The following is an 18,672-nucleotide window of genomic DNA, read 5'->3' on the forward strand; positions in this document are numbered from 1 at the left end:
GAAGCTAAGACCCACAGCGCCGATGGTACTGCACCCGGGAGGGTGTGGGAGAGTAGGTCACCGCCGGAACATCATTACAGGTCGAGAGCCCCCCAACCACCAGGTTGGGGGGCTCTCCCTTTTTAACCACCAAAACACCCCCGCACCACAAACACCCGGACCGCCGGCACACCCGGACCGCCGGCGCACCGAACCACACCAGACACCACAACCACCCCAAAACCATGCCAACACCCAGCCCCGCACACCAGTGAAGAAGCGTGCATCCGCCCCACCCCGCCGCCGTCGTACGCCACACAGGCTCCGCCCGGCGAAGTGATAGAGGGTCCGGGAAACGAGCCCAGGACCTGATAGAGCGTCGTATAGACCCCCGCAACAACTGCTGGAGCGTCCGCTGTGGGCGCAATTCCCCCGGAAATCCCTGGAAAACCGGTGATTTTAGTCAAAAAGTCGCGGAAACACGCGGAATTTGCGGACCTCGCGGGCCCAAGCTGGTAAGTTTTCGAAGAGTGGCTTGCACGCATGCCGCGTTCAGGCTCCAGAAATCGTGACCGTCCAGGAGGACATCAATGGCTAAGAACCGTAGTGAACTTGTTTCAGAGGTAGCAGGCAAGGCCGGCACCAGCCAGGCAGCCGTCAACTCCGTCCTCGATGCGCTGTTCGAGGTTTTCGAGACTTCCGTCGCCGCCGGCGAGAAGATCACCATCCCGGGCTGGCTCGCAGTTGAGCGCACCGACCGTGCAGCCCGCACCGGCCGTAACCCGCAGACCGGCGAGACCATCCAGATCGCAGCAGGCCACAGCGTCAAGCTGACCGCCGGCTCCAAGCTGAAGGCTGCAGTCGCCAAGAAGAAGTAGTCTTCTTCAGCAACAGCAGCAAAGGAGCGGCAACCTCAGGGTTGCCGCTCCTTTGCTTTAAGCCGATTCGCCGCGCAGCCACCCGTAGCGGACAATGGATAGGTGCCTTCCGCAGCAAAATCCCGTCCCGCAGCACCCCAGCCAGGCCCCGACAGGGGCGCCTCGGCCAGGGCTGGCGGCGTCTTGGGGATTTCCCGGCCGTGGCAGCTCGCAGGCCTTGCAGCCCTCTTCCTGGGACTCACGGCGGCACTCCTTTTCTCCGGCGCCGCTGCGGCCCGGGAGGTCTCTGACCCGGGAGCCTTGGTCCGCTGGGGACTTCCCGTCAGCAAGGCCATCCACAACGTGGCACTGGCGACTGTGATCGGCGGCCTGATCTTCGCCGTTGGTATCCTCCCCAGATCTGCGGGTCCCCGGTCCCGGAGCCACAACGGCGACGCTCCGGAACATCCGGCCTTCGCAAGGGCGTTGGCCATTGCTGCCGCTGCGGGTGCTGCGTGGACGCTCTCAGCGGTGGCTGTACTTGTCCTCACCTACTCAGACGTTGCCGGCCAGGCAGTCGGCGGCGACGCCGAGTTCACCCGCGCCCTGGTGTACTTCATGACTGACATCGAGACCGGCCGGGCGTGGTTGACGGTGACCATCATCGCGGCCGTGGTGACCACCGCGCTGTTCGGCGTCAGATCCCTGGGCGGCCTTGCGCTCACGCTGGTCCTCGCACTGGCCGGGCTGGTTCCCGCCGCGCTGATCGGCCACTCCTCAAGCTCATCGGACCACGAAGGCGCCATCAACTCCCTGGGCCTGCACCTCGTGGGCGTCAGCGCGTGGGTGGGCGGCATCATCCTCCTGGCGCTGCTCTCAGGAATCCTGACCGGTTCGAAGCCCGGGGCCGCCGCCGACATCACCGAACCGACACTGCGGCGGTTCTCCGCCCTGGCCGGCTTTGCGTTTGTGCTCGTCTTTGCCTCCGGCGTCATCAACGCCAGCATCCGCATCACCAACTGGGGTGACCTCTTTGGTTCTCCCTACGGCCAACTGATCCTTGCGAAGTCGACCGCCACCCTGGTCCTTGGCGGGATCGGCTTCATGCACCGGCAATGGGTCATCCCCCAGCTTGGCCGCAAAGGCTCGGCAATGTCTTCACGCCGAGTGCTGTGGCAGTTGGTGCTCGCGGAGCTCCTCGTTATGGGCGCCACCTCCGGCGTCGCCGTCGCCCTGAGCCGATCGGCCCCGCCGCAGCCCACCACGTTTGCACCGGACGCGTCGGCGGCCTTCATTCTCACCGGCTACGAGCTGCCGCCTGAACTGACTCCGGAGCGCTGGCTGACGGAGTGGCGCTTTGACTGGCTCTGGGTGGCGGTGGTGCTCATCGGGCTGGTGGCCTACTTCCTGGGCGTCGCCAAGGTGGTCCGGCGCGGCGACAAGTGGCAGTGGTTCCGCGCCGTTAACTGGGTGATTGGCCTCCTGGTGCTGACCTACATCACATCTGGGCCGCCGTCGGTCTATGGCAGGATCCTCTTCTCCGCGCACATGGTGGACCATATGGCGCTGACCATGGTGGCTCCCATCTTCCTGGTGCTCGGTGCCCCGGTGACGCTTGCCCTGCGGGCATTGCCTGCCCGCGGCGACGGCTCCCGTGGAACGCGTGAGTGGCTGCTCGTGTTTATCCACTCCAAGTTCTCCCAACTGGTTACGCACCCACTCTTCGCGGCGGCCAACTTCGCGGGGTCCATCGTGCTGTTCTACTACTCGGATGCGTTCGGCTATGCCATGCGGGATCACGTGGGCCACGAGCTGATGATCCTGCACTTCACGCTCACGGGTTACATCTTCATCCTGACCATGATCGGCACAGACCCGCTGCCCCGCCGCGCACCGTATCCCATGCGCCTGCTCCTGCTTCTGGCGACCATGGGCTTCCACGCGTTCTTCGGCGTCGCGATCATGGGCGGTACCAGCCTGCTGGCGGCCGACTACTTCGGCAACCTTGGCCGGGCCTGGGGGCCGTCCGCCCTCCTGGACCAGCAAATGGGCGGCGCGGTGGCCTGGGGCATCGGCGAAGTGCCCACCCTCCTGGTGGCCATCGGCGTCGCGATCATGTGGTCCCGCTCCGACGATCGGGAGTCCAAGCGGACCGATCGGGCGGCGGACAGGAATAACGACGCCGATCTCACTGCTTACAACGATATGTTTGCCAAATTGGCTGAACGCGATGCCAGGTTGGCTGAACGCAACTCAAAGCTGGAAGGACGCTGATGAGCGAAACCGTACGCACCCAACTCCGGGTCCGCGCCTCCGAACTGGTGGGCCGCAACTGGCTCAACACCGGCGGAAAATCGTTGGACCTTGAAGCCCTGCGCGGCAAGATCGTGCTGCTCGACTTCTGGACTTTCTGCTGCATCAACTGCCTGCATGTCCTCGATGAGCTGCGCCCGCTCGAGGAGCAGTACTCCGATGTCCTGGTCACCGTGGGCGTGCACTCGCCCAAGTTTGAGCACGAAGCAGATCCCGTGGCACTGGCCGCCGCAGTGGAACGCTACGAGATCCACCACCCCGTCCTGGACGATCCCGAGCTCGAGACCTGGAAGGCGTACACCGCGCGCGCGTGGCCCACCCTGGTGGTCATCGACCCCGAGGGCTACATCGTGGCGCACCTGTCCGGTGAAGGCCACGCCGACGGCCTCGCCGTGCTCATCCCCGAACTGATCGCCGAACACGAGGCCAAAGGCACGCTGCACCGAGGCTCCGGCCCGTACGTGGCGCCGGAAGCCACCTCGGGCACGCTGCGCTTCCCCGGCAAGGCGTTGTTCCTGCCCACCGGGCGCGGTTCCGCAGTGCCCGGTGCAGGCGTGCAGGGTTCAGGCGTGCAGGGAGCGTCCGACGGCGGGACTCCGGCTGCCGCGGATACCGCCACCGGGGGTTCCTGGCTGGTAACCGACACGGGCCACCACCGGCTCGTGGAGCTGGGCAACGACTTCCAGACGGTGCTGCGCACCTACGGCTCCGAGACCAAGGGACACGCTGACGGCCCGGCCGCCGCCGTTGACTCCGTCCAGCCGACCGCGCAGTTCAACGAGCCGCAGGGCCTCGTGCTGCTTCCGGAAGAGGTGGCAGCGAAGGCAGGCTACGACGTCGTAATTGCAGACTCCGTCAACCACCGCCTTCGGGGACTCTCACTCACGGACGGCAAGGCCACAACGATAGTTGGCAACGGCGTGCAGCGCCTGCTGGAAACCGGCCCCGCGCGGGTGGACGAAGACGCTGCCGGGTTCACGGGCCAGCTCAGCGAGCACCCGCTGGAGGTGTCCCTCAGCTCGCCGTGGGACGTCGTCTGGTCCACCAAGCTCAACGCCGTGGTGATTGCCATGGCCGGCACGCACCAGATCTTCAGCTTCGAGCCGCTCACCGGCGCCGTGGCAATTGTTGCCGGCAACGGACTGGAGGGCCTGCTGGACGGCCCCGCCCACGAAGCCTGGTTCGCGCAGCCCTCCGGCCTGGCCGAGGATGCCGACGGCAACATCTGGGTGGCAGACTCCGAAACGTCCGCCCTCCGCAAGCTGATCATTGACGACGGCGGCACGGTCACCGTGGAGACCGCAGTGGGCAAGGGCCTGTTCGACTTCGGCTTCCGCGACGGCCCCGCGTCCGAGGCACGCCTGCAACACCCCCTCGGCGTCACTGTCCTGCCTGACGGATCCATTGCCATCGCCGACACCTACAACGGTGCCGTGCGGCGCTACGACCCCGCGGCAGGGACCGTATCCACGCTGGCCCGCGGACTCTCGGAGCCCTCCGACGTGATTGTGGACCACACGCACGCCGCAGGCTCCGAACCGCTGCTGGTAGTGGTGGAGGCCAACAAGCACCAGCTGGTCTACGTGCCCATCCCCAAGGAAGCCCAGCAGGTGGACGAGGGCGTCTCGCAGACCCACCGGCCCAAGAGCCCGGTAGCCCCCGGGCTGCTCGAGCTGACCGTGCGCTTCACCGCGCCCACCGGGCAGAAGCTCGACGACCGCTGGGGCGATCCCACGCAGCTGAAGATCTCCTCCACCCCGCCGGAGCTGCTCGTGTCCGGCGGCGGCACCTCCGTGGGGCTGCTGCGGACACTGGAGCTGGCTTCCGGTGTCCCCGAAGGCATACTGCACATCACGGCCCGCGCCGCGGCCTGCGACGGCCCGGAGGACGCGGACGGCGAGATCCCGGACCACGCCGCCTGCCACCTGTACCAGCAGGACTGGGGCATCCCGGTGCTCCTGACGGCCGACGGCGACACCGAGTTGGTCCTGGACCTGCGCGGCATGGACTGATCAGCCGCCGTTTTTCAACCAGTCGCTGAACTGGCCCGGTTTTCAACCCCCGGTGGTTGGGAACCCGGCCAGTTCTGTCACTGCCGGGCGCAAAACCGGGCCAGCTGGAGCTAGTAGCTCAGGAGCGGGGTGACCCGGATGGTGTCGCCGGCGACGTCCAGGCGGGTGGTGAAGCTGAAGTCCACCTCTTCGTTGAGCGGGAACCAGGCGCCGGTGAAGGAACTCTGCTGGACCGCCTCCACCTTGGCCTTCCCGTCGAGGGGAGCAACCACCCAGCGGCCGTCAAAGGGCTCGATGGAGATCTCCGGGTACTCCGTGATGGCCCACTTGATGGTGCCGTCGTCCACGTTGTTGGTGCTGGCGAAGTAGAAGGGGCAGTCCGGCTGCAGCTTTTGCTGCTTCACGGCTTCGGCGGCGCAGGTGTCCAGGAACTCCTGTACCTTCGCCCCCACGTCCTTCCGCAGCTGGTCGGTTGCCTCGGTGAGCAGGTTCAACGGAGCCACCGGGACATCGCGGGATGTCACCGTGGCGCGGGTGGCGGGCGCAGCGAAGTATTCACCGTTCAGGGAGGCCTCGTATTCGCCCGGATAGAACACGGCGAACGAATTCCTGCCTTGGGGCATATTTACCGGGACGCCGTTGAGGTTGGCTTCGCTGGAGTTCACCACAGTCAGGCCCACCGTGGGCAGCCGCGACGGCACAAACGCCCATGTATTGAAGAACAGCCATTCCGTGCCGGTCTTCTCCAGCAGGAATTCGGTGCGAAGCCTGCTGCCATCGATCGTGTACTGCACGGGCACCATGACCTGGTTGCCGGCGCGTTCTTCGGCATCGCCGATGCTGACGTTCGCCAGCCGGGAAGAGGCGGTCTGCAGCGCTGTGCCGTCGAGCATGGCGGCGTTGCTGGGCGGCACGGTGGCCCGCAACAGGCCCAGCGCCTTGCCGCCGTCGCCCTCGTGGAGGGCGTCCAGATATTCCCGGACAGGCTGCTGTGGACTGGCCACCGTATTGTTCACCACGTTGACCCCAACGACGGCCGCGGCCACGGCAAGCATGAGGCCAAGCAGCCACCCTGCTGCCATCCTCACCAACGCCTGACTCATCTGCACTTCCCTTACGTTACCTGCAAGCCCGCTGAACACGGGTGTCGCCGCCGCCCCGTGTAGCGGGGTGCGGCGGCTTTCCTGATGCCCGACGGCGGGAAGTCCAGGGCGGGACATCGTCCGGTTTTGCCTACCGGCGGCGCCGGGACGAGGTGCCGAAGACGCCGCGGAGCAGCTCCCGGCCCAGCTGCGTGCCCAGGGAACGGACCATACTCTTCAGCCCGCCGCCCAGTGCCCCGCCGAGTGCACCGGCGATGTCGCCCACCATCCCGCCGCCGGCTGGGGCCGCAGGTTCCGGTGCACGCCGCGACGGCGTATCAGTACCGGCATGATCCGGCGCGGGCGCGGGACGGCTGCTGGGCCGGCCCAGGATTTCCTCTTCGATCCTGCGGGCCTCGGCGTCGACGTCGGCCTGTCCCGAACCTGCCTGTCCCGAACCTGCCGGTCCCGAACCTGGCTGTCCGGAACCGGCCGGGCGAGTCCCCGGAACCGGCGGCTCACCCGGCGCGGCTCCGCCGGTGGGCGCAGCGGCCTTGCCGGTGAGTTTCTCGTAGGCGGAGACGTTGTCCACGGCGGTCCCGTACTTGGCGAGCAATGCGGACCTGCCCACAGTGCTCTTGATGAGCTCCTCAGTGCTGGGGCCCATGACGGATTCCGGGGCGCGCAGGCGAGTGTGCGCGACCGGCGTCGGGGCGCCCTTCTCATTCATGACGGTAATGACGGCCTCGCCGATCCCGGCGGACGTGAGGGTCTCCTCGAGGTCATAATCGCTCATCGGGAACGTGGACACGGTGGCTTTCAGGGCCTTGGCGTCCTCCGGGGTGAAGGCGCGGAGGGCGTGCTGGATGCGGTTGGCCAGCTGGCCCAGGACGTCGGCGGGGACGTCCTTGGGGGTCTGGGTGACGAAGAAGATCCCCACACCCTTGGAGCGGATCAGCCGGACTGTGGTGGTGATGGCGTTCAGGAAGGCCTTGGATGCGCCGTTGAACAGCAGGTGGGCCTCATCGAGGAAGAACACCAGTTTGGGCTTGTCCAGGTCGCCGGCTTCGGGGAGGTCCTCGAACAGGTCCGCCAGCAGCCACATCAGGAAGGTCGAGAACAGCATCGGCTTGGTCTGCAGCGTGGGCAGCTCCAGGCAGGTGATGACGCCTCGCCCGTCCGGGGCGGTCCGGAGCAGCTCTGCGGTGTCGAACTCAGGCTCGCCGAAAAACCGTTCCAGGCCCTGCGCTTCGAGGTTTACCAGTTCGCGGAGGATGACGCCGGCGGTGGCCTTGGACAGGCCGCCCAGTTCCTCCAGCTCGTCCTTGCCCTCGTCCGAGGTGAGGAACTGGATGACCGCGCGGAGGTCCTTGAGGTCGATCAGCTCAAGGTTGTTTTTGTCCGCAAAGTGGAAGACCAGCTGCAGGCTGGATTCCTGGGTGTCGTTGAGCTCCATCACGCGCGAGAGCAGGATGGGGCCGAACGATGTGATGGTGGCACGGAGGGGAATGCCGTTGCCGTCGCCGCCCAGGGCCAGGAACTCCACCGGGAACGTCTTACCGGCCCACGCCTGGCCGATGCTGTCGGTGCGGGCCTTCAGCTTCTCACTGCCGGCCGCCGCCGTGGCCAGGCCGGACAGGTCACCCTTGATGTCCGCGAGGAATACGGGAACCCCGGCAGCAGACAGCTGCTCGGCCATCATATGCAGCGTGACGGTCTTGCCGGTGCCGGTGGCGCCAGCTACCAGGCCGTGCCTGTTCATCATGGCCAGCGGCAGGCGGACCTGGGCTTCCTTGTGGAGTTCGCCGTCCACAATGGCGGCACCCAGCTCGATGGTGGCACCTTCCAGGGTGTAGCCCTTCTGGATGGTGGCGAGTTTTTCGGCAGTGGTCTTGTTGGCCATGCCGCTAGCTTAGCGGGGCAGCCGGGAGATTCTTGGTGAACGCGAGCGACCTGATGATCTCCGGATCCACGTCCAGGTCGAACTGCGGTTCATACCCCGATGTGAGCGCATCGCCGAACTGCCCGGCGTCGCTTCCATCAAGATCCCGGGAGTGCCAACTGACCCGCAGCAGGCGCGGGCCCGGATTCAGGAAATTCGGGCGGTTGTTCCTCAACACGTGACCATCGGAGTATCCGGCGACGCCCATGCGGCCGCCGGTCTGGCCGCTGGCTGCGATGCCTGGTACTCGGTCATTGGCGGCACTTTGCGCGCCCTGGCCATGGGAATCACGCGGGCGGCGCAGGAAGGCCGGTTTTCGGACGCGCTGACGGAATCCGAGCGCCTTGCACCGCTATGGAAGCTGTTCGCCGAGTTCGGTGGGAGCCTTCGTGCGGTTGCGGCCATCGCCGAGTATCTGGGTTTGCCCCCAAAGCCTGCCTGCCGCTGCCGGTCCAGGGATTGACCAAGGACCAGCGCGACCGTGTTGCCGGTGTCATCGATGCGCTCAGCATCGGCGGGTAATGCTGGCGCCGGAGTTTCAAACACGCCGAAACTCCGGACCGGGGCACCGGCCCGGCACGCCGAGGTGACTACCGCGTGTTGTTCACCCTCGATACCGAAGAGCACACCTTATACGTCCACCGCATCGAGCACCGTGCGGACGTCTACAAGCCGCGTTAGCCGAATTCTTCGAAGTATCCGGTCCAAATAAAGTTGTCGTGGATGGGAGTCGGCTTGGAGAGAAGAGTCGACGGCGGGAAGATGAGTGCCGTCGTCGACCCTTCCTGGGAACTGCCGGCTTTCAGCTGATGGGGAGCAGCGGCATTAAGTGGCTTTGGACTCCACCATCTGCTCTTCACCGGGAGCGGCCTGTAGAACGAAGCCCGAGGACGGATGTGCTGCGACGGCCGCCGCGTGCTCCGCCAGCACTCCTGTCTGATGGCGGATCTTCAACCGGTACAGCAGGGCCCCGCCGCCAGCGACCGTTGCCACGAACAGGACGCCGCCCCACTGCAAGTACCACTCGAACGGCGGCACCGAGTTGTAGATCTCCTGGCGCGGCCACACCAGATTCAGCGTCATGGCACCGCCCCACAGGACCGCGAGGATGTTCACGGGAAGGCCCCACTTGCCCAGGCTGAAGCCCGGCTCGGAGCCGTCGTCGGAGAGGGGCCACTTCTTCAGGAACCGGTGGCGGAGCATGGGAACGGTGACCAGCAGGTAGGACAGATAGATCAGGACAATGCTGATGCTGGACAGGATGGTGAAGATCGCCGGCTGCATCACGTTCACCAGCAGCGGGATGACGGCCATGACTCCAACCACGATGGCAGCGACCGTGGGGGTCCTGCGGACCGGGTCCACTTTGCTGAGCTGCCGGCTGAACGGCAGGTTGTTGTCCCGGGCCATGGCGAACATCATCCGGATCGCGGCAGCGTGGACGGCCAGGGTGCAGACCGCCACGGCCACCACGATGCAGGCGAGGAAGGCCTTGCCGAAGGGACCCCCGAGTACGGAGAGCACCAGGTACTGCAGGCCGCCGTCGGCCGCCCCAAGCTTGGGGTCATTCAGGTCCGGGGCTGCCAGGATGCTAAAGAGCAGGATCAGCCCGCCCAGCACGAAGGATGCCGTGATGGCCCGCAGGATGGCCTTGGGCGCGGTGCGTTTGGGGTCCTTCGTTTCCTCGCCCAGGGAGCTGGCGGTATCGAAACCGTACATTACGTATCCCGAGGCCATGGCGCCGATCAGGAACACGCCGAAGAAGCCAAGGTCGTGGCCTTCCCCGAATCCGGCGGTGTCAAAGAAGGCCTCAGGCCCCCGCACCACGTGCCAGCCCAGGGCGAGGATCAGCAGCACGGCCGCGGTCAGCTCCACTAAGACGCCGATGCTGTTGATCCTGGTCATCAGCTTCACGCCGAAGGCGTTGATCATGGTGGAAATGCCGATCATGATGCTTGCCAGCAGCACGCCGTTGAGGGCGAAGTCGTAGGTGCCCGTTCCGTCTCCGATGAGCTGGAAGCCGGACCAGAGCTGCGGCAGGGTGAGCTGCAGGGCCAGGGCCACGGCGCCGAGCGCCACGATGGACGAGATGAGCAGCAGCCAGCCCGCCAGCCAGGACCAGGTCCCGGAGGCGAGCCGCTTGGCCCAGTTGTACACCGATCCCGCAACTGGATAGCGGCCCGCCAGTTCGGCGAAACACAACGCCACCATCAGCTGGCCGGCGAACACGAGGGGCCAGGACCATGCGTAGGCAGGGCCGGCCATGGAAAAACCAAAGTAGAACAGTTGAAAAACACCGGTGAGGATGGAGATGTAGCTGACGCCTGCCGCGAAGCTGGCAAACTTGCCGATGCTCCGGTCCAAGGTCTGCGTGTAACCAAACTCGTCCATGCCGCTTGAATCAATACTCTTGCTGGGTTCCGCCATGTGGACTCCTAAATCAGAAAAGCACGATAGTGATGACCGGCCGGCCGTGGCGTATGAAAGGTCGATGCCCTGCCGCCGGGACCTTGCCGCTTAGGCGAGGGACGCGATGAGCTCCATTTCTTCCGAGGTCATGGTTTCGCCGGACCGGCTGGCACGGATAAGGTCCGCACAGCGCTCGCCGATCATCATGACGGTGATGTTCGGGTTGACGGTGACGTGCTCAGGCATGACGGACGCGTCGGCGACGCGGAGGCCGGTGACGCCCTTGACCCGCAGCTCGGGATCGAGCGGCGACATGTCGTCGTCGGCCGCGCCCATGCGGACGGTGCCGACGGGGTGATACACGGTGTTGTGGGTCTTGCGGATGTAGTCCCGAAGTTCCTCGTCCGTCTGGGCCTCGACGCCGGGCGAGAGTTCCCGGCCGGTCCATTCGGCCATGGCCGGCTGGGCGGCGATCTCGCGGGCCTTGCGGATACCGGCCACCATGACCCGCATGTCGTGGCCGTCCGGGTCCGTGAAGTAGCGCGGGTCCACCATGGGCTTGTCGCGGAAGTCGCGGCTGCGCAGCCGGACGCTGCCGCGGGAGCGGGCGTGCGTGACATTCGGGGTGAGGCTGAAGCCGTTCTCCGTGGTGGGGTAGCCGTGCCGCAGCGTGTTCATGTCGAACGGGACGGAACCGTAGTGCATCATCAGGTCCGGGCGGTCCAGGCCCTCCTCGGTGGGGGTGAAGATGCCGATTTCCCACCACTGGGTGGAGGTCTGGACCATCGGCTGCCTGGCCTCGAACTGCACCACGCCCTCAGGGTGGTCCTGCAGGTGCTCGCCCACGCCGGGGGAGTCCACCAGGACCTCGATGCCGTGCTGGGCGAGGTGGGCTGCCGGGCCGATGCCGGAGAGCATGAGCAGCTTGGGCGAGTCGATGGCGCCGGTGGACAGGATGATCTCACGGCGGGCGGAGAGCCGGTGGGTCCGGCCGAACGCCGAGTCCACCACGTCCACGCCTGTGCAGCGCTTATCCGCGTCGAACACCAGCTGGCGGGCGCGGAGGCCGGTCAGCAGGGTGAAGTTTTCGCGCTCCATGATGGGGTGGATGTAGGAGACCGAGCTGGAGGACCGGGTGCCGTCCGCGCGGCGGTTGATCTGGAAGAAGTTTGCGCCGTTGACCACCGTGCTTCCGGTGTTGAATTTTGCCCGGGGGATGCCGGCCTGTTCGCAGGCGTCCAGGAGCGCGACGCCGGCGGGGTCCACTGGAGGCACGTTCATCAGGTGCACGGGGCCTGAGTCACCGTGGTGCGGCGCGTCCGGGCCGGCGTCCTCGTTGGTCTCCAGCCGCTGGTAGAGCGGCCAGGCGGTTTTAGCGGTCCAGCCGGTGGCGCCGTACTTGGATTCCCACTCGTCCAGGTCTTCGCTCGGGGCCCAGAACGCGATGCAGGAGTTGTGGCTGGAGCAGCCGCCCATGACCTTCGCCCGGGCGTGCCGCATGAAGGAGTTGCCGTTCTCCTGCGGTTCCACCGGGTAGTCCCAGTCGTAGCCGGATTCCAGCAGTTCCATCCAGCGGTCCAGCTGCAGGATCTCGGGAAGGTTCCGGTCATCCGGGCCGGCCTCCACCAAGGCAACGGACACCTCCGGATCCTCGCTCAGCCGCGCGGCCGCTGCGGCCCCCGCGGATCCGCCGCCGATAACGATGTAGTCGAACCCGCGCTCAGTGAGGTTGTCGATGTTGTCGAAGTGCATCTAGTTCTCCTTCCCGTGGTCGGCGAACCAGCCGGTCACCTGGGGGCTGGTGTTCTGGTAGATGTGCTTGGCTTCCTGGTATTCGGCCAGGCCGGTGGGGCCCAGCTCGCGGCCCACGCCGGACTGCCCGAAGCCTCCCCACTCGGCCTGGGGCAGGTAGGGGTGGTAGTCGTTGATCCAGACCGTCCCGTGCCGCAGCCGGTAAGCCACGCGCTGCGCCTTGCCGGCGTCCTGGGTCCAGACCGCGCCGGCCAGCCCGTAGATGGTGTCGTTGGCCGTCGCTACCGCTTCGTCCTCTGTGCGGAACGTTTCCACCGTCACCACCGGGCCGAACGCCTCGTCGATGACCACGGACATCCCCCGCTGCACGCGGTCCAGGACTGTGGGCTGGTAGTAGAAACCGGCGTCGTACTGCTGCCCTTCAGGGGCGGCGCCGCCGCACCGCAGCCGCGCCCCCTCCTGGACGCCGCGCTGGACGTAGGCGTGGACCTTCTCCCGGTGGCCCGCGGAGATCAGTGGCCCGGTTTCGGCGTCGTCGTCGAACGGCCCTCCGAGACGGATTTCCCGCGCACGGCGGACCAGCTCATCGACGAAGCGCTCGGCGATTGATTCCTCCACCACCAGCCGCGCCCCGGCGGAGCAGACCTGCCCTGAGTGGACGAAGGCCCCGTTCAGGGCATTGTCGACGGCGGCGTCGAAGTCCGCGTCGGCAAACACCACGTTGGGATTCTTGCCACCCAGTTCCAGCGCCACCTTTTTCACGGTGCCGGCGGCGGCCGCGGCGATGCGCTTGCCGGTTTCCAGCCCGCCCGTGAAGGAGACGAGGTCGACGGCGGGGTGTTCGGAGAGCGGTGCCCCCGCCTCCGCACCGGGTCCGGTCACGAGGTTGGCGACGCCGTCCGGCAGGCCGAGGTCCTGCAGCAGCTGCATGACCAGGATGGCGGTGGACGGCGTCAGCTCGGACGGCTTAAGAACGAAGGTGCAGCCGGCGGCCAGAGCGGGTGCGATCTTCCAGGCTGCCTGGAGTAGGGGGTAGTTCCACGGCGTGATCAGGCCGCAGACACCCACGGGCTCATAAATGATCTTGCTGACGACGGCGGGGTCCCCGGCGTCGACCACACGGCCCGCCTGCTGCCCGGCCAGCCGTCCGAAATATTCGAAGCAGGCGGCGATGTCGTCCATGTCGATGTGGCTTTCGGCTATCCGCTTCCCGGTGTCCAGTGACTCGGCGCGAGCAAACTTTTCCCGGCGTTCGCGCAGTTCCGCGGCGACCTTAAGCAGGAAAGTGCCGCGCTCGGGTGCCGGAACCGAAGCCCAGGCTCCGGAGTCGAAGGCCGCCCGGGCCGCAGCGATGGCACGCTCGGCATCTTCCCGGCCAGCCTCGGACACTGTGGCGGTCAGCTCGCCGTCGGCGGGGTTGCGGATGTGGCGCACAGCGCCGGAGGCGGCTGGTTCCCACAAGCCGTTGATGAAAAGGGTGGATGCCGTCTCATGGTCTGGTGTGGCGTAAGTCATACGAAGGAGAGTAATGCACTTTGAACAAGTGTTCAATGATAATTTGAACAAACGTTCAATGTTGCAGACGAGACGTTTCCGCCTGACGGCGTCTGTTTCTATTGCTCCTGAAGCCCGGCGCCCTGGCTAATTGTTGGCGGGCTGTTACCGTTCCGGGGCCGGGGCGAAGGCGATTTCCTCCGTGCGGGCGATGCTGCGCTGGATGGAGGCGTTGTCCACGCCAAGAAGGGACGTCAGCCACATGCCGTTTTGGATAACGACAATGTCGGCCGCCCGTTCCCGGCATTCCTCCCAGGAGAGCTCGGTTTTGGCGTTGGACACGAGTGCGGCGACCCCGTCTAGATACCGGTCGAAGGCAGCAGCATTGATCTCGGCGTAGCCTTCGTCGGCCTGCGCGAGGGCCCAAAGATGCAGGCGCAGGGACAGATACCGTGTGGTCAGCAATTCCGCTCCCGCAACCCGCCGCAGGGCCTTGCGCAGCTGTTCGTCCGGGGCCAGCGATGAGTCTTGGGCCACCAGCTGGAGGTCGTGCTCGTCCACCCGGTGCAGGGCCGCCCGGATCAGGCTCGTCTTGTCGTCGTAGTAGTAATTCACCAGGCCCAGTGCGACGCCGGCTTCGCGAGCCACGGCGCGCATGCTCACGCCTGAAATACCGTGCCGGGACAGCAATTCCAGTGCCGCTTCGAGAATGCGGGACTGCCTGTCGATCTGTTCGCCGGAATTCACGGTATTTGTCCCCATCTGGCCAGACTATTGCCAAACCCGCCAGGAGTGCACTTTCCGGAACAGGCGGACCGGCATCGTCAACCACCTCGCCCCGGATGGGTTCCGGGGCCGAGCTTGCGAGGCGAGGGGGCCGGTGGGAGGAACCGATGTTTAAGGGACCGGCGCCGCCATAAAAACGTCCACAGCGTCCTCCGATTCCACCTCAAAGCCGTGGCGCTCATACAGCCGCCGGGCGGCACTTCCCTGGAGGACGTTCAGGCGGAAGGGCCGGTGGTCCTGGGACGCGTCCATGGCCTGCCGGAGCGCGGCGCCGCCGAGGCCCTTTCCCTGATGCTCCGGGCCCAGGTAAAAGTGTTCGATCCACTGCGCGTCGGGCTCCGGGCGGACAGCGATCACGCCCGCATTCTGCCCAGCCACCTCGACCACGAAGGTGTGCTCCGGCTGGAACCCGTTGAGGAAGCGCTCGCGGACGCGGACCGGGTCAAAGCGGCCCAGCCGCTCAAGGTCCGGACGCATCACGACGGCGCGGAGCTCGGCGATCCACGGGCCGTCAGTATCGAGGCTGGGGCGGAGAGAGAAGTCGGCAGTCACCGGACCATTAACCCACAGGCGGGCCTACTTCTTGGGCAGGCCTGGCGGGTTCAGCTCGGAGGACTTGATGGCCTCCGATGACAGGCCCCAGCGGTCCAGGATCTCGGCGTAGCTGCCATTCCCGATCAGCTGGTTGAGGGCAGCCTGGGCGGCGACGGCCAGCCCGTTGCCTTTCTGTGTGGTGAAGGCGATTTCGGCGGTCAGCGGCCAGCCGCCGTTGAGCGTGCCCACTTCCTTGGTCTTGCCGTCCTTCGCAGCCTTGTATGCCGCCCCGGCGTTCGGGCCGAACGTCAGGTCCGCACGGCCGGACTGGAGTGCCAGCGTGGAGGCGGAGTCGTCGTCGTAATACTGGAACTCAACCGGTGCGAGGCCCTTGGCCTTGTTCTCTTCGTCCCAGCGCACCAGGATCGCTTCCTGGTTGGTGCCCGAGCCGACGATGATGCGCTTGCCGGCAACGTCCTTGGCTGCCTTGATGTCGCCGATGGTGGAATCGGTCTTCGCGTAGAAGCCCAGGAGGTCGTTGCGGTAGCTGGCGAAGTCGAACTTCTCCTTGCGCGCCTCGGTGACGGTGACGTTGGAGAGCACGGCCTCGTACTTGCCGGATTCAACGCCCAGCGGCCAGTCGGCCCAAGTGACGGGCAGGACCTCCACGGTCAGCCCCAGTATCTCGCCCACCGCATAAGGGATGTCCACTTCGCTGCCGATGAGCGTTTTGTTGTCGGTGGCGAACAGGCTCAGCGGGGCGGTGCCGCCGGTGGTGACCACGGTCAGTTTGCCGTCCGCTTTGATGGCGTCGGGGACCAGGGCGGCAGCTTTCGCGTCCACGGCCACCTTGACACGGTTCTGCACCGGGGCCAGGTTGAACGTCTTGCCCGCTGCGCTCGCCGTGGAGCCCGACGACGGCGCTGTCGCCGCCGTCGCGCCCGGGTCCGAGCAGGCGGCCAGCGCCAGCAGCGTGACTGCTGCACCGGCAGCCTGCCTTGTCTTGATTTTCGCCATGATTTCCCCCTGCAAGTTGCTGATTTTCGGAACGGAACGGTGTTCTTGGCAGCAACTATCCGGGACCGCTGGTGCGGGATCAAAGGCCGGCGAAACGGTGCGATACCGGGAGTAACGGCAGTTCACCGGGCGACCGCCGCGGTCACAAACGAGACTGTGGGCCACCCCACCGCGGGCCGCAGAAATAACCCGGACGCCGCCGTCGTTGTCCACAGTGTGCCCGCCGCGACCCGGCCGGCCACCCTACGCAACGCATTGAAAGGCCGGCACCGACGTGACGCTTCCCCTCTCCATCCTTGACCTGGCAACCATCGGCAAAGGCCAGACGGCGGCGGAGAGTTTCGCCGGCAGCGTGGCCATGGCGCAGCGGGCGGAGGAGCTGGGCTACCGGCGGATCTGGTACGCCGAGCACCACAACATGTCCGCCATCGCGTCGTCGGCCACCAGCGTGCTGATCGCCCACGTGGCCGCCCACACCAAGACCATCAGGCTCGGCGCCGGCGGCGTTATGCTGCCCAACCACTCGCCGCTGACCATCGCCGAGCAGTTCGGCACCCTGGAAACGCTGCACCCGGGCCGGATCGACCTTGGCCTGGGCCGCGCCCCCGGCAGCGACCAGAACACCATGCGCGCGCTGCGCCGGGACCCCATGTCCGCGGACACTTTCCCCCAAGACGTCCTGGAGCTGCAGGGCTACCTCACCGGTCCCACGCGAATCCAGGGCGTGGAGGCCACCCCCGGCAAGGGCACCAACGTCCCGCTGTACATCCTCGGATCGTCGCTGTTCGGCGCCCGTCTCGCCGCCCAGCTGGGCCTGCCGTACGCCTTCGCCTCGCACTTCGCCCCCAACGCCCTGCAGGATGCCGTGGCGCTCTACCGCAGCGAATTCAAGCCGTCGGCGCAGCTCGATGCCCCGCACGTGATCGCCGGCGTCAACGTGATCGCAGCCGATTCCGCAGCCGAAGCCCAGACGGCTTTCCGGGCCACGCTGCGCGCCCGCGTCGGTCTGTTCTTTGGCGGCGGGCGCGAGTTCACCGACGACGAAGCGGACATGATCCTGGACTCCCCGCAGGGCCAGCACGTCTCGCAGATGATGACGTACTCGGCCATCGGCACCCCGGACGTTGTGAACGACTACCTCGAGGAGTTCGCCAGGCACTCCGACGCCGACGAGCTCATCGTGGCGCACCAGAACACTGGCACCGAGGCCAGGATCCGCTCCGTGGAGCTGCTGGCGGAGGTTGCCGGGCTGGCTCGGGTCTAGGTCCGGCGCCACCGGCAAGCTGGGACGCGCCCACCAATGTGGCGGCGGGCCCTTGACATCCCTCAACTGAACCGGTTTAGTAGAGTCTACTGAACCGGTTCAGTGGCGTGAGTCACGGGACCTAAAACCTGAAGGGTCCCACATCATGGCAGTAACCATCAGCGACGTCGCCCATGCGGCCGGCGTCAGCAAGGGTGCTGTCTCCTATGCGCTGAACAACCAGCCCGGCGTCAGCGACGCCACCCGGGGCCGGATCCTCCAGGTCGCCAAAGAGCTTGGCTGGAAGCCGAGCCTCCGCGCCAAGGGCCTGTCCTCCGCGAAGGCCTACGCGCTGGGCCTGGTGGTGGCCCGCGACCCCAAGCTCCTCGGCACGGACCCGTTCTTCCCGGCGTTCATTGCGGGCATCGAGACCACCCTCGCCGAGCACGATTACACGCTGGTCCTGAGCGTTGCCACCGCCCCCGGCGCCGAAGAGCGGGCCTACCGCAAACTGGCCGACGGCGGCCGCGTGGACGGCGTGATCCTGACCGATGTGCGGCACAACGATTCCCGGATCGGCCTGCTGCGCGAGCTCAAGCTGCCGGCCGTGACGCTCAACAGGCCGGATTCGGGCTCCCCCTTCCCCGCGGTGTCCATGGATGACACGGACGGCATTACGGCCGCCGTCGAACATCTCCTCGCCCTGGGGCACGTCAGGATCGGCCACGTGGGCGGCGCCCAGGAATACATCCACGGCCGCAGCCGCCGCCGGGCCTGGGAGGCGGCCATGGCCGCTGCCGGCCTGGCAGCGGATCTGTTCGCGGAGGCTGATTTCACGGCGGCCGGGGGAGTGGCCGCCACCGCGGAACTGCTCCGCCGGCCGGACCGCCCCACCGCGATTGTCTATGCGAACGACCTCATGGCGACGTCTGGCCAGTCCTTCGCCCAGTCTCAGGGCCTGAACGTCCCGGGTGACCTGTCAGTCACCGGCTACGACAACGCAGAGTTCACCCAATACCTCAACCCACCGCTCACCACCATCTCCACTGACCCCATGCGCTGGGGCAGAGTTGCCGCGCAGGCCCTCCTGGACCAGCTCAACGGCACCCACTCCGGTGAGGATACTGACGTGCAGGCACCTTCCCTGCTGGTCCGCGCCTCCACCGGCCCCGCCCCATCCACAACCACCAAGCCAGTCCCCCAGCAATCCCCAGAGCAAGCAAAAAAGCACACCAACCCGTAGCAGGTCCCC

The 18,672-nt window shown here is 66.5% G+C and carries 13 protein-coding genes and 1 pseudogene; 6 read left to right on the forward strand and 8 right to left on the reverse strand.

The genetic code is table 11. The features are described 5' to 3' along the window. The first annotated feature begins 569 nt into the window (after positions 1-569). The 3 genes from CXR02_RS21025 (at position 570) to CXR02_RS21035 (ending at position 5,161) form a co-directional block, all read left to right on the forward strand. Positions 570-857 carry an HU family DNA-binding protein gene (locus CXR02_RS21025; protein ID WP_056341443.1) on the forward strand — a complete coding sequence of 96 codons (288 nt, stop codon included), beginning with the start codon at positions 570-572 and terminating at the stop codon, positions 855-857. A gap of 102 nt (positions 858-959) precedes the next feature. Then, positions 960-3,110 (forward strand): cytochrome c oxidase assembly protein, encoded by a 2,151-nt coding sequence (locus tag CXR02_RS21030; RefSeq protein WP_104063760.1) that lies wholly within the window; start codon positions 960-962, stop codon positions 3,108-3,110. Next, positions 3,110-5,161 (forward strand): NHL domain-containing thioredoxin family protein, encoded by a 2,052-nt coding sequence (locus CXR02_RS21035; protein ID WP_104063761.1) that lies wholly within the window; start codon positions 3,110-3,112, stop codon positions 5,159-5,161. Before CXR02_RS21030 ends, CXR02_RS21035 begins: the two co-directional genes overlap by 1 nt. Positions 5,162-5,271: 110 nt before the next feature. Here CXR02_RS21035 and CXR02_RS21040 read toward each other — a convergent pair whose 3' ends face one another. Continuing rightward, positions 5,272-6,264 (reverse strand): hypothetical protein, encoded by a 993-nt coding sequence (locus CXR02_RS21040; protein WP_181037321.1) that lies wholly within the window; start codon positions 6,262-6,264, stop codon positions 5,272-5,274. A 130-nt stretch (positions 6,265-6,394) separates the two neighbouring features. Next, a complete protein-coding gene (locus CXR02_RS21045) occupies positions 6,395-8,146 on the reverse strand; it encodes a helicase HerA-like domain-containing protein (protein ID WP_104063763.1) in 1,752 nt (583 codons plus the stop codon). 106 nt (positions 8,147-8,252) lie between these two features. Between CXR02_RS21045 and CXR02_RS21050 the strand changes: the two are divergent. Continuing rightward, positions 8,253-8,707, forward strand: a pseudogene (locus CXR02_RS21050) (dihydrodipicolinate synthase family protein); the annotation flags it as partial. Between the two features lie 303 nt (positions 8,708-9,010). Here CXR02_RS21050 and CXR02_RS21055 read toward each other — a convergent pair. The 6 genes from CXR02_RS21055 to CXR02_RS21080 all read right to left on the reverse strand — a co-directional run bounded on the left by CXR02_RS21055 (position 9,011) and on the right by CXR02_RS21080 (position 16,177). After that, positions 9,011-10,612: an APC family permease gene (locus CXR02_RS21055; RefSeq protein WP_104063764.1), complete on the reverse strand. Its 1,602-nt coding sequence runs from the start codon at positions 10,610-10,612 to the stop codon at positions 9,011-9,013. Positions 10,613-10,702: 90 nt separating this feature from the next. Then, entirely contained in the window at positions 10,703-12,346 is a 1,644-nt protein-coding gene (locus CXR02_RS21060; protein ID WP_104063765.1) for a GMC family oxidoreductase, read from the reverse strand. Beyond that, complete coding sequence (locus tag CXR02_RS21065; RefSeq protein WP_104063766.1) at positions 12,347-13,861, reverse strand: aldehyde dehydrogenase family protein; 1,515 nt, start codon at positions 13,859-13,861, stop codon at positions 12,347-12,349. It abuts the gene before it with no gap. A 144-nt stretch (positions 13,862-14,005) separates the two neighbouring features. Continuing rightward, positions 14,006-14,602, reverse strand: coding sequence for a TetR/AcrR family transcriptional regulator (locus CXR02_RS21070; protein ID WP_104063767.1), 597 nt, complete (start codon positions 14,600-14,602; stop codon positions 14,006-14,008). Between the two features lie 135 nt (positions 14,603-14,737). Continuing rightward, positions 14,738-15,178 (reverse strand): GNAT family N-acetyltransferase, encoded by a 441-nt coding sequence (locus CXR02_RS21075; protein ID WP_258061159.1) that lies wholly within the window; start codon positions 15,176-15,178, stop codon positions 14,738-14,740. A gap of 24 nt (positions 15,179-15,202) precedes the next feature. After that, a complete protein-coding gene (locus CXR02_RS21080) occupies positions 15,203-16,177 on the reverse strand; it encodes an ABC transporter substrate-binding protein (RefSeq protein WP_104063782.1) in 975 nt (324 codons plus the stop codon). Between the two features lie 274 nt (positions 16,178-16,451). Here CXR02_RS21080 and CXR02_RS21085 point away from each other — a divergent pair, with 274 nt between their 5' ends. Beyond that, complete coding sequence (locus CXR02_RS21085) at positions 16,452-17,441, forward strand: LLM class flavin-dependent oxidoreductase (RefSeq protein ID WP_104063768.1); 990 nt, start codon at positions 16,452-16,454, stop codon at positions 17,439-17,441. 145 nt (positions 17,442-17,586) lie between these two features. Next, positions 17,587-18,663 (forward strand): LacI family DNA-binding transcriptional regulator, encoded by a 1,077-nt coding sequence (locus CXR02_RS21090; protein WP_104063769.1) that lies wholly within the window; start codon positions 17,587-17,589, stop codon positions 18,661-18,663. The last annotated feature ends 9 nt before the right edge of the window (positions 18,664-18,672 follow it).

This window comes from Arthrobacter sp. 4R501 (assembly GCF_002929755.1).
GTDB lineage: Bacteria > Actinomycetota > Actinomycetes > Actinomycetales > Micrococcaceae > Arthrobacter.